The organism is Metasolibacillus sp. FSL K6-0083, from assembly GCF_038630865.1.
Lineage (GTDB): Bacteria > Bacillota > Bacilli > Bacillales_A > Planococcaceae > Metasolibacillus > Metasolibacillus fluoroglycofenilyticus.
Window position 1 is genome coordinate 674,929 of the sequence record NZ_CP152046.1, and the last position, 10,877, is coordinate 685,805.

The window sequence follows — 10,877 nt, forward strand, 5'->3', positions numbered from 1 at the left end:
GTACGATTAGATTATTTTCGTACAGCCTCAAATGTAATGAGTTGGCAATCTTTTGATGGTTGCCTTTTGAAAGAATAATCGGCAGAACAAGTAATATCAGAAAAACCAACGCTTTCTAAAATCAGTTTGAATTCTTCCATTCCATACCATCTCATTGCAAACTTCTGTAATTCTGTGTCTACGAGCTTACCTTCTTTCCATTTCTCGTATTTTAAATAAGATAAGGTATATTGGTCAATCCAGTTGATTTCAATTGATTTGCTTTCTAATGTAATGCCTTCTTCATTAGAAAGAGGAAAGGTTGCAGTAGTAATTTCTTCTGTACGCCAATTACTTGGTAATAGCAAATCAACTATTAGACGTCCTTCGGGCATTAGATGATTATAAAAGCATTTCAGAGCGTCTTTAGCATCCGTAAAATTGTCGATTAAACAAAAGGAGCCAGTAGGTATAACAATCGCCTCATATTTTGATTCCAAAGAAAAACTACGTAAGTTCCCTTCATATAGCTTCGGATTTAAGCCTCTTTCTTTGCATCGTTTTCGACAAGAATCTAACATTTCAGTTGAATAATCAATACCATCAACAATAAATCCATTTTCAAGTAGGGGAATTAAGAATCGGCCTGAACCGACAGCAGCTTCAAGTATTTTCCCTTTCGTTCCTTTTAATCTTTCAAGATAATATTCAATGTCACCGCCAATTGAATACCCCACAGGTTTGGTAAAATCATATACTTCCGTACTTAATGCACCATAATAACTAAACATTTCATTTCCTCCAATAGTATATGCGGAAGAATTTTGTTGAGATTATTAAAGCTTCCGCACCTCAAGTTTGTTTTTTGATGTAGGTAAAGAGCTGACTATCATATTAAATCACTCACTTTCTATAGATTATTATTATATTATACACTTTTTTAGGATTCATCCAAATATTTCAATGTGTATTGAGTCCATAAATATCTTATTGAATTAACCTGCCTCGTTCATTTAAAAGGGAGCATTTAAAATTAAATAACTTTATTTCCGTGAATTTGGTTTGAAAAGGTATATGGAACACTAGCGCAAGTTGATTTCTTAGCCATGGCAGTGTTTCGAGGATACTGCAGACTACAAAGTTGGCATCAACAACAAGATGAGCTTTAGCATATCTAGATATATTTTCTAAGTAATTTTTCTGATAAAAACTTTTTAGCTTTATCTCAACGATTTAACATTGTCATTAAATCTTTTAATTCCTACTTGTTATAAGAAAACCATTTCTTATACGCACTCTTTTATCTATAATACTAAGTAACAACATATCTAAAATGGTTGTTGCCAAACTTCATAAAACTATTTTTTTCCTATTACATAGCACCAAGCTTGAAAGAAAAAATGGGCAAATGAAGATTTTTAAATCAAATAAGAATCCAAAAGTATATTGTTATTTCACAAAAAAATAAAAAGCATAGGGCTGTCCAAAAAGCAGTGCATAGCCGGCATTTTGGACAGTAGCGATGATGTTTCGTAAAATGTTGATTCATATAAGCAGAGAACGCCTCTTTTAAAAATGGGATGAACATTGGCTTTAGCAGTGTTATCCTTCAGTAAAAGGGAAGCGATGAAAACATTGATTTCAATACGGTGTCAAAACAAAATGGACTTTTCGGACAACTCCTCTCTATTTTCCGGAGAGCCAATACTTTACTGTATAATTCATTAGTTAAGAAATACTCACGCAACAATACTAATGAATAATAGCTTTCCAGAGAAAGCTACTGCAGAGCGATTAGGTAATACATCTGAAATGATTCACACGGTACTAAAAAACTAAAGATGCCATTGTAAATGCTTTCACACTTGTTCTAAATGGAAAGTGGGACTAATGCATAATAAAACCCTTACATATCAAGCAGTTGACCAATAGCATAGTTTTTAGGCATAATACTTAAAGTAAGCTTTTAAAAATAAAAAATTGATTAAACTATAAAATTTCAAAATTAACTTGGAACGATTATTTTTATAGATTGGCGAAAATTTGTTTGAAACGATACGGCTTGCAATATACGATGACTGACAACAATAAACATTAAGGGAGAATTAGTATTTATGTGTGGATTTACTGGATTTATCGGTGAGGTTGAAGGAGCCTCAGCCGTTTTAGAAAATATGATGAATCAAATTATCCATCGCGGTCCTGATAGCGGTGGTCAATTTAATGAAGGCATAGCTCACCTTGGCTTTCGCCGTCTAAGCATTATCGATTTAGAGCATGGCTCACAGCCTTTATTTAATGAGGACGAGTCACTCGTTTTAATTTTTAATGGGGAAATTTATAATTACCAAATGATTCGTGAAGATTTAATTGCTAAGGGACATGTGTTTAAAACCCAAACGGATAGCGAAATTTTACTCCATGGCTATGAGGAATATGGTTCAAAGCTTGTGCAAAAGCTACGTGGGATGTTTGCCTTCATCATTTGGGATCGTGAAAACCAAAAATTATTTGCGGCACGCGACCATTTTGGCATTAAGCCATTCTATTACGGACAAATGAATGGTACGCTATTTTTCGGGTCGGAAATTAAAAGCTTTTTACCGCATCCGCATTTTGTGAAAGAGCTAAATAAGGAAGCATTAAAGCCTTATTTAACATTTCAATACCCTGTATTAAATGAAACATTTTTTAAAGGCATTTTTAAATTACCTGCAGCTCATCATATGACGTATGAAAATGGTCATTTAACAATTGAGCGTTACTGGGAGCCAACATATGCTCCCGAAGAGCGTCCGCTCGAAAAAATTATTGAGGATATTGATGATGCTGTCCGTGAATCTGTGGCGGCACATACGATTGCCGATGTAAAAGTAGGCTCATTTTTATCAAGTGGTGTTGACTCTAGCTACGTAGCAAGTGTCCTTCGTCCAGATAAAACATTTACGGTAGGCTTTAGCGCTGAAAATTTCTCTGAAATTGACAATGCCGTGCAGCTTTCAAAGGAGCTCGGCATTGAAAATGTTAATGAAATTTTAAACTCAGATGAATGCTTTGCAGATTTAGGAAAAATTCAATATATGATGGATGAGCCGCATTCAAATCCATCGATTGTTCCTCTTTACTATTTAGCACGTCTCGCGAGCAAGCATGTAACAGTCGTTCTTTCTGGTGAAGGCGCTGATGAATTATTCGGTGGCTATGATGAATATATGGACACACCGAATATGAAGAAGTTTAAAAGCCTGCCTTCCCCAATCCGCGCTTTAGCCAATATTGCGGGAACGATTATGCCAAATAGCAAAATTGGTGGTTTGGCAAGACGTGCTAAGCTTCCAGTTGAGCAAACATTTATCGGTCAAGCTCGTATTTTTGAAGAGTACGAATCTACAGCGATTTTAACATCTGACTTTAATAAGGCTCCTTCTGTGGCAGATATCGTAGGTCCTTACTACAAAAAGTTCCAAGGTCATGATGATGTAACGAAAAAGCAGCTTTTAGACTTAAATTTATGGTTAGTAGATGATATTTTATTAAAAGCAGATAAAATGGCAATGGCTCATTCAATTGAACTGCGTGTACCGCTTCTTGACCGTGAAATGATGGATGTTGCGGCATCTGTACCAACACGCTACCGCGTGAATGAAGAAAATACAAAATATGCATTCCGTCAAGCGGCACGTGAGGCGCTACCTGAAGAATGGGCGAACCGTAAAAAAATCGGTTTCCCTGTGCCAATTCGCCATTGGCTGCGCGACGAAAAATATGTAGCACAAGTGCGAGCGCTATTTAGCAGTGAAGAAGCAGCACAATTTTTCAACCGTGATAAAATTTTAGCGCTACTTGACTCCCATGTAACAGGTACAACGAATAGCCAGCGTAAAATTTGGTCGATTTATATGTTCCTTGTTTGGTATAACGAATATTTTGTAAAGCAATAATCTTTTGAAAGGATGACTACGAATTGAAACAATTATTATTAGTGATGTTACTTTTCGCTCTAGTCATCCTTGCTAGCTGCCAAAATGCCGAACCTCTATTTAGAGCTGTAAAAAATCATGAGGCAGCAAATTTTTCTGATGAGTTAGTTGTTTATACGGTAGAATTTTATAGTCGTGTAGCTGTTCCTGAAGTGATAGTTGCGATAGAAAGTGAGTCAACTGGTGAAGAAATTGCGCGTACTGTAGCATCTACAGATGGAGTTGCTGCTTTTGAGCAGCTACAGGAGCATGAACGCTTTGAGGCTGTCGTTTATCATCCCAATGGGCGCGAACAGTCACGTCGAGCTTTTACTTTTGATAAAAGTAAACCTAATCTTATTATCGAAACATTTTATCCGCATTCTGAGGTAGGCTTAGCAGTTCCAACCGTGTTCCAAAATCCAGAGCTGCCAAATGGCTGTGAAATCACCTCTTTAACGGCTATGCTCAATTATTTCGGTGTCGAAAAAGATAAAATGACGATGAAGCGTGAATACTTGCCAAGAGAAATTACAGAAATTCGCGATGGTATAAGATACGGACCCGACCCAGAGCTTGCATATGCTGGTAACCCAGCTAGTGCAACAGATGGCTTTTATGTCTTTGCAAATCCTATTGCAGAAGCAGCTAATATTGTATTAGCTGAGCAATCCTCCAATTTACGTGCGGCGAATATTACTAATGCCACGAAAAAGGAAATTTTAGCGCTTATAGATCAAGGCTACCCTGTTTTAACATGGGTTACAATTGATTGGCAACCACCGCGAACAAATCGCTTTTGGATTGTTGAAGAAACAGGTGAAAAGCACCCTATTTACAGCAATTTACACGCTGTCGTTTTAACAGGCTATGACCATAATAGCGTGACAATTATGAATCCGCTCTACGGCTATGAAACGATTGATATAAATGTCTTCTTTTCAAGCTATGAGGCACTTGGGGCGCATGCGGTTGTGATTCAATAATAAAAAGAAGCCACTTCTTTTCTAAAATGTACCCTATACGATAGACACTTTGAAAAAAGACTATCGTATAGGGTATTTTTCTTTATAATGAAAAAAAGATGTTGGAGCGGATGAGAGATGACAAAAAAATTATTTACTAAAGAAGAACAGAAACAGCTAAAACATAATCCAAATGTACATGCAGTTAGCGAGAAAACGATTACGTATACAGATGAATTCAAACATCATTTCATCGCTGAAAATGACAAAGGAAAATTACCAAGAGAAATTTTCCAAGAGGCGGGTCTAAATGTAGAACTAACCAATTCTAAGACAATTGTTAACTGAGCCAACGAACCACCTGGCACTATCTCTCTTCAAGAAGAACACCTAAGTGACGGCTGATATAATGCCTTTTGTGTGCGAATTATGCCTGTAGAGACTCCAAGTAAAGCCTACCAAAAATCATACTACTACATTTCGCATGTCCACCCAGATGATTTACATAATCAATTGTGAAGGAACTCCATTTGCATATACAAAATACAAACACTCAAAATCTTTATTTCGATTATTGTCTCTCACTATTTACTTACAAAAACACCTCTAATAACTCTCGAAATGAATATGGTACAATATTCAATTATAATAATATTATACCAAAAAGTGTAAAAAATGAAAAATTTATTTACATTTAGATTAAAGTAATATATTCTTATATGTGTAACACAAGTAAAAAAAAGTAAAATTAGGGAGTGATTTTTTTGAAAAAGAAAATGTTGAAATTTTTATTTGTATTCACTTCTTTTATTTTAGTATTTGCTTCTTTGCCATTTGCAAAAAATATTTCCGCTAGTACGATGCAAGCAGCTTATAGCGAACCTGATCTCGAAGCAATACTAAACAGCCAAAAAGAAGCGATTTTTAATGAAACTGGCGAAGTAATTGATTTTAATGTTCTATCTGATAATGAAATTGAAATAATTTCAGAAGGTTTAACATACTTAATTAATACGGATACTTATGAGTTGACACTAAATGGGGAAAATCTAGGTGTTGTAGCTGAAACTGAAATTGAATATTACGACGATATACCTACTATAACTCCCTTTTCTGCGTATACTCCAGTAAAATATGCAACAATTACAACAACTGCAAAAGACCTAGCTGGTGATATAACAAGTGCTGCAGTCTATCTTGGTATTATGGTAATAGTAGGAGTAGCAATTTTAGGGCAAATGGGTGTAGCTGTTCCAGCAATTTTAACAAGTGCCAAAAGTTTTCTAACAGGTTTTGGACTATCCGCCACTGCACAAATAATAGGTGATATACTTGATGCCGTATGGACTTACTCGATATATAGAACTACTAGTCCTGTTCCAACTGGATATGGTTCCAATCAAATTGCTTTTCGTTATCAAGATGCTACTTTAACAGCGAGATTTAAAGTTGGTAATCTTACTACACCACAATGGTCATACAAGAGTACAAAAATTGGTAATTGGTGGTTTAGTGATAAACCGTACTAATTTATTAAAAAAGTGAGGTGAACTTCTTGGAAATAAATAACCTAGGGTTGTTGCTCGCTTCTTTAACACTATTTGTAATTGCATATCGCAACGGAAATAAAGAACCAAAGGAATTAAAAACCGCAATTTTATTAGGTATAGCTGGATTGCTTTATATCTTATTCAAGTATTTAGATTACAGTTTTATGGCATTACTCGTTGGTGTAGTAGGTGTAATAATTTTATTTATTCATGTGTTTTCCCGCAAATGATGTAGATGCTTGTTACGCTTGTAATATATAGCTGGTGATACAGCCAAAGCTGCCGTCTATCTTACTGCTATAATAATTGTATGAATAGCAATTTTATCGCAACTGGGTATAACTGCTCCAGCAATTTTAACAACTGCGAAAACTGCGGCTACAAGTTATGGGCTATCTCTCACTACAACTTTAATTGGTGATTTAGCCGATGTCGTATGGTCTTACTCGATATATATCCTATTCCAACTGGATATGGTTCCAATCAAATTGCTTTTCATTATCAAGATGCCAAAATGACAGCACGCTTCCGTGTTGGTAATTATACTTCACCCCAATGGTCATACCAAAGTGCACAAATCGGTAATTGGTGGTTTAGTAGTAAACCATACTAATTTATAAAAAGTGGGGTGAAGTTCTTGGATTTAAAATACCTACCCTTGTTGCTCTCTTCTTTATTACTATTTATATATGCATATCGTGAAAGGAATAAAGAGCAAAAGGTCTTAAAAAATCCAGTTTTACTAGGTATAATTGGGCTGTTCTATATCTCACTCATGTCTATAGATTATAGTTTTATGGCAGTACTCGTTGGTATAGCAGGTTTGATAATTTTAATTATTAATATTTTTCGTAAATAAATGTTTTTTGGTTTCCATCTACATTTATCCATACGATTTGTCCTTTATAATGGATTGGGATAATTTTCTATCACAAACCAATATAAAGGATTTTTTATGTGAATTTGTAATCAAACAACGCATATAAAACGCCAGATACGACCTATCCTTCAAAAGAGGTATCATTGTTCTGTTCATATGAATATGTATTCCAATAAAGATGCTATATAAATTCATTGATATAAAAATATTGACACTACCTCCAACTATCTTTCGCTAAATTATATCAATTCAATATTCTTGATGCTATTATATTTTTGCTCTCCTCTTTTATCCACAAAAAAATGAGCTTGACGTTACCATCAAGCTCATATCATTTCAGGTTTTCTTTTATTCAAACACAACACGCTTCGCTTCATAGGCTGCAATTGCATCTTCATACTTAAATGTTAAAGCAATTTCATCCCAGCCATTCAATAGCATTTCTTTGTAGTAAGGGTCAATATTGAAGTGATATACTTTTGAAGGTGTTGTGACAGTTTGTGCCTCTAAATTCACTTCGATTGACTGTGCCTCTTGCAAGCCTTGCGCTAGTAGCTCATCGCATTCTGCTTCCGTTAATTTAATTGGTAAAATGCCGTTTTTAAAGCAGTTATTATGGAAAATATCTGCAAAACTTGGTGCTATGACAACACGGAAACCATAATCTAAAATTGCCCAAGGTGCGTGCTCACGTGAGGAACCACAGCCGAAGTTGTCCTGCGCAACTAAAATTTCTGCATCCTTGTATTGTGCTTTATTTAACACAAAATCGGCTATTTCATTGCCCTCATTGTCAAAGCGCCAATGGTAAAACAAAAATTGGCCAAAGCCTGTGCGCTCGATGCGCTTTAAAAATTCCTTTGAAATAATTTGGTCTGTATCTACATTTTTTCGATCAAGCGGTGCATATACGCTTTTCACAATATTAATTGGTTCCATCGTCTTCTCTCCCCTACGCTTCTTGCTTCTCTAGTTGTCGCACATCTACGAAATGTCCATAAATGCCTGCTGCCGCTGCCATTGCAGGGCTTACTAAATGGGTGCGCGCCCCGGTGCCTTGACGCCCTTCAAAGTTACGGTTTGAGGTAGAAGCACAGCGCTCGCCAAACGGAATAATATCTTCATTCATGCCCAAGCATGCGGAGCAACCTGATTCACGCCATTCAAAGCCAGCCGCTATAAATATTTTATCCAGTCCCTCTGCTTCTGCTGCCTTTTTCGTTGAATGGGAGCCTGGAACGACAATACCCTTTACATTCGGATGAAGCTTATTGCCTTGGACAATACTTGCTGCTGCACGTAAGTCCGATAGACGGGAGTTCGTACAAGAGCCGATAAAGACATGCTGGATGGCAATAGATGTAATTGGCTGACCTTCCTCTAAGCCCATATAAGCAAGCGCTTTTTTAAGCGCCTGTTTATCGGATTCGCTCGCGTAGTCAGCAGTTGTTGGTACAGTTTTTGATACCCCTGTTCCCATTGCTGGATTCGTTCCCCAAGTGACAACAGGCTCAATTTCATTCGCATCAATTTCCAATACAACATCATAGCTACAATTCGCATCTGATGCGAGGCTTAGCCAATAGGCTGCTGCCTCCTCAAATTGCTTCTGTGGTGCAAAGCGACGTCCGCGTAAAAACTCAACTGTCTTTTCATCGGGTGAAATTAAGCCAGCTTTTGCACCGGCTTCAATCGACATATTACAAATCGTCATGCGCTCTTCCATTGATAATGCGCGAATTGCCTCACCAGTGTATTCCACAATATGCCCTGTTCCTACACCAATTCCCCATTTCGCAATAATCGCTAAAATAATGTCCTTTGCGGTTACACCAGCACCAAGCTCACCTGTCACGCGAATTTCCATTGTTGGTGGCTTCGTCTGCCACAGTGTTTGCGTCGACAAGACATGCTCTACCTCCGATGTCCCTATACCAAAGGCGATTGCACCAAATGCTCCATGGGTAGATGTATGCGAGTCTCCACAAACAATTGTTTTGCCTGGCTGTGTTAAGCCTAGCTCAGGCCCAATTACATGGACAATTCCTTGATCTGGATGCCCCATATCTGCAAGCTGTACACCAAATTCCTTCGCATTATCCGCTAGTGTGGTAATCTGCTTTTTTGCAATAGGGTCGTTAATCGTCGGCAAATTTTTCGTTGGTACATTATGATCCATCGTTGCGAAACATAGATCTGTACGACGCACTTGACGATTATTTAAACGTAGCCCTTCAAATGCCTGCGGGCTTGTTACTTCATGAATTAAATGTAAATCAATATAAAGTAAATCAGGCTTGCCTTCTTCACGATGTACGATATGTGATTCCCAAATTTTTTCAATAATATTTTTTGCCATTGTAGTCACCAATCCTTAAATATACGAAATCATAATGCTTTCTGACACGAAGCTCGTATCAATTTCATTAATCACTTTATCTGTCCATTCATCTGTAGATAAAACGCGTGTACCATCCTGTGCTAAATCAGCTGTGAAATAACCGTCATCAAATACTGCACTTACCGCACGTTCAATTTCTGCAGCCTCTTCTTTTAAGCCGAAAGAATATTGCAGCATCATCGCAACAGATAAAATAGTTGCCGCTGGATTTGCAATTCCTTGCCCTGCAATTTCTGGTGCAGAGCCGTGTACAGGCTCATATAAACCAAAATTATCACCGCGAATTGAAGCGGATGGTAATACACCTAAAGAACCTGTAATAACAGACGCTTCATCGCTTAAAATGTCACCAAACATATTTTCTGTTACAACAACATCATATTGACTTGGATTTGTAATAAGCTTCATCGCTACGGAGTCGACTAAATTGTGCTCCACTTGCACATCAGGGTAATTTTTCTTCTTTTCTTCTACAATTTCACGCCATAAACGTGAAGTATCTAATACATTCGCTTTATCTACAGAGCAAAGCTTGCCTCGACGCAATCTCGCTAGCTCAAACGCATTCTCTACAATACGTTCAATTTCCCCGCGTGAATACACGCATGTATCAACAGCAGCTAGCTCTGTTTTTTTACGTGGTTCACCGAAATAAATGCCGCCAGTTAGCTCCCGTACAATCATTAAATCAACATTTTCCGCAACCTCACGCTTTAATGGAGAAGAAGCTAGTAAACTAGGGAACGCCTTCACTGGACGGAGGTTAGCGAATAAGTCGAAATGCTTACGAATTTGTAGCAGGCCTTTTTCTGGTCGTAAATGTGGTGGATTATTATCCCATTTTGGTCCACCGACTGCACCTAGTAAAATTGCGTCGCTTTGTTCGCACATTAAAATTGTTTCATTTGGCAGTGGATTATTAAACTGATCAATTGCTGCACCACCAATTGCGCCGTATCCTAAATGAAATGTATGATTGAAACGCTTGCCAATCACTTGTAATACTCGAACTGCTGAAGCAATTACTTCAGGTCCAATGCCGTCTCCAGGTAATACCGTAATTTTCTTTTCCATAAAAAACACCTATCCTTCTCGCGTATATCGTCGCGTTATTCTTTGAAGTTACATGGGGATGGTTTGTCA

The 10,877-nt window shown here is 37.3% G+C and carries 9 protein-coding genes and 1 pseudogene; 6 read left to right on the forward strand and 4 right to left on the reverse strand.

What is annotated here, in order from left to right:
• Positions 1-11: 11 nt before the first annotated feature.
• Complete coding sequence (locus tag MHB51_RS03045) at positions 12-770, reverse strand: methyltransferase domain-containing protein (protein ID WP_342558952.1); 759 nt, start codon at positions 768-770, stop codon at positions 12-14.
• A 1,323-nt stretch (positions 771-2,093) separates the two neighbouring features.
• Between MHB51_RS03045 and asnB the strand changes: the two genes are divergently transcribed.
• The 6 genes and pseudogenes from asnB to MHB51_RS03075 all read left to right on the forward strand — a co-directional run bounded on the left by asnB (position 2,094) and on the right by MHB51_RS03075 (position 7,066).
• Positions 2,094-3,920, forward strand: a complete 1,827-nt coding sequence (asnB, locus tag MHB51_RS03050) for an asparagine synthase (glutamine-hydrolyzing) (RefSeq protein ID WP_342558953.1) — start codon at positions 2,094-2,096, stop codon at positions 3,918-3,920.
• Between the two features lie 23 nt (positions 3,921-3,943).
• Positions 3,944-4,924, forward strand: coding sequence for a C39 family peptidase (locus MHB51_RS03055; RefSeq protein ID WP_342558954.1), 981 nt, complete (start codon positions 3,944-3,946; stop codon positions 4,922-4,924).
• A 117-nt stretch (positions 4,925-5,041) separates the two neighbouring features.
• Positions 5,042-5,224 (forward strand): annotated as a pseudogene (locus MHB51_RS03060) (HTH domain-containing protein); the annotation flags it as partial.
• 443 nt (positions 5,225-5,667) lie between these two features.
• Entirely contained in the window at positions 5,668-6,432 is a 765-nt protein-coding gene (locus tag MHB51_RS03065; RefSeq protein WP_342558955.1) for a hypothetical protein, read from the forward strand.
• Between the two features lie 26 nt (positions 6,433-6,458).
• Positions 6,459-6,683 carry a hypothetical protein gene (locus MHB51_RS03070; protein ID WP_042473072.1) on the forward strand — a complete coding sequence of 75 codons (225 nt, stop codon included), beginning with the start codon at positions 6,459-6,461 and terminating at the stop codon, positions 6,681-6,683.
• A gap of 206 nt (positions 6,684-6,889) precedes the next feature.
• The gene (locus MHB51_RS03075) at positions 6,890-7,066 is read left to right on the forward strand and encodes a hypothetical protein (RefSeq protein WP_342558956.1); all 177 of its coding nucleotides are present in this window, start codon (positions 6,890-6,892) and stop codon (positions 7,064-7,066) included.
• Positions 7,067-7,681: 615 nt separating this feature from the next.
• Here the strand turns inward: MHB51_RS03075 and leuD are convergent.
• Genes leuD through leuB form a run of 3 tightly spaced genes read right to left on the reverse strand, consistent with a single transcriptional unit; the run spans position 7,682 to position 10,808 of the window.
• The gene (leuD, locus tag MHB51_RS03080) at positions 7,682-8,272 is read right to left on the reverse strand and encodes a 3-isopropylmalate dehydratase small subunit (RefSeq protein ID WP_342558957.1); all 591 of its coding nucleotides are present in this window, start codon (positions 8,270-8,272) and stop codon (positions 7,682-7,684) included.
• A 13-nt stretch (positions 8,273-8,285) separates the two neighbouring features.
• Entirely contained in the window at positions 8,286-9,692 is a 1,407-nt protein-coding gene (gene leuC, locus MHB51_RS03085; RefSeq protein ID WP_066163207.1) for a 3-isopropylmalate dehydratase large subunit, read from the reverse strand.
• A 15-nt stretch (positions 9,693-9,707) separates the two neighbouring features.
• Entirely contained in the window at positions 9,708-10,808 is a 1,101-nt protein-coding gene (gene leuB / locus MHB51_RS03090; protein WP_066163211.1) for a 3-isopropylmalate dehydrogenase, read from the reverse strand.
• Positions 10,809-10,877: the final 69 nt, after the last annotated feature.

Excerpts from the sequence above, each read along its gene's own strand:
- asnB (WP_342558953.1), top strand. The coding sequence starts at position 2,094 with ATGTGTGGATTTACTGGATTTATCGGTGAGGTTGAAGGAGCCTCAGCC.
- leuD (WP_342558957.1), bottom strand. The coding sequence starts at position 8,272 with ATGGAACCAATTAATATTGTGAAAAGCGTATATGCACCGCTTGATCGA.
- leuC (WP_066163207.1), bottom strand. The coding sequence starts at position 9,692 with ATGGCAAAAAATATTATTGAAAAAATTTGGGAATCACATATCGTACAT.
- leuB (WP_066163211.1), bottom strand. The coding sequence starts at position 10,808 with ATGGAAAAGAAAATTACGGTATTACCTGGAGACGGCATTGGACCTGAA.
- MHB51_RS03075 (WP_342558956.1), top strand. The coding sequence starts at position 6,890 with ATGGTCTTACTCGATATATATCCTATTCCAACTGGATATGGTTCCAAT.
- MHB51_RS03045 (WP_342558952.1), bottom strand. The coding sequence starts at position 770 with ATGTTTAGTTATTATGGTGCATTAAGTACGGAAGTATATGATTTTACC.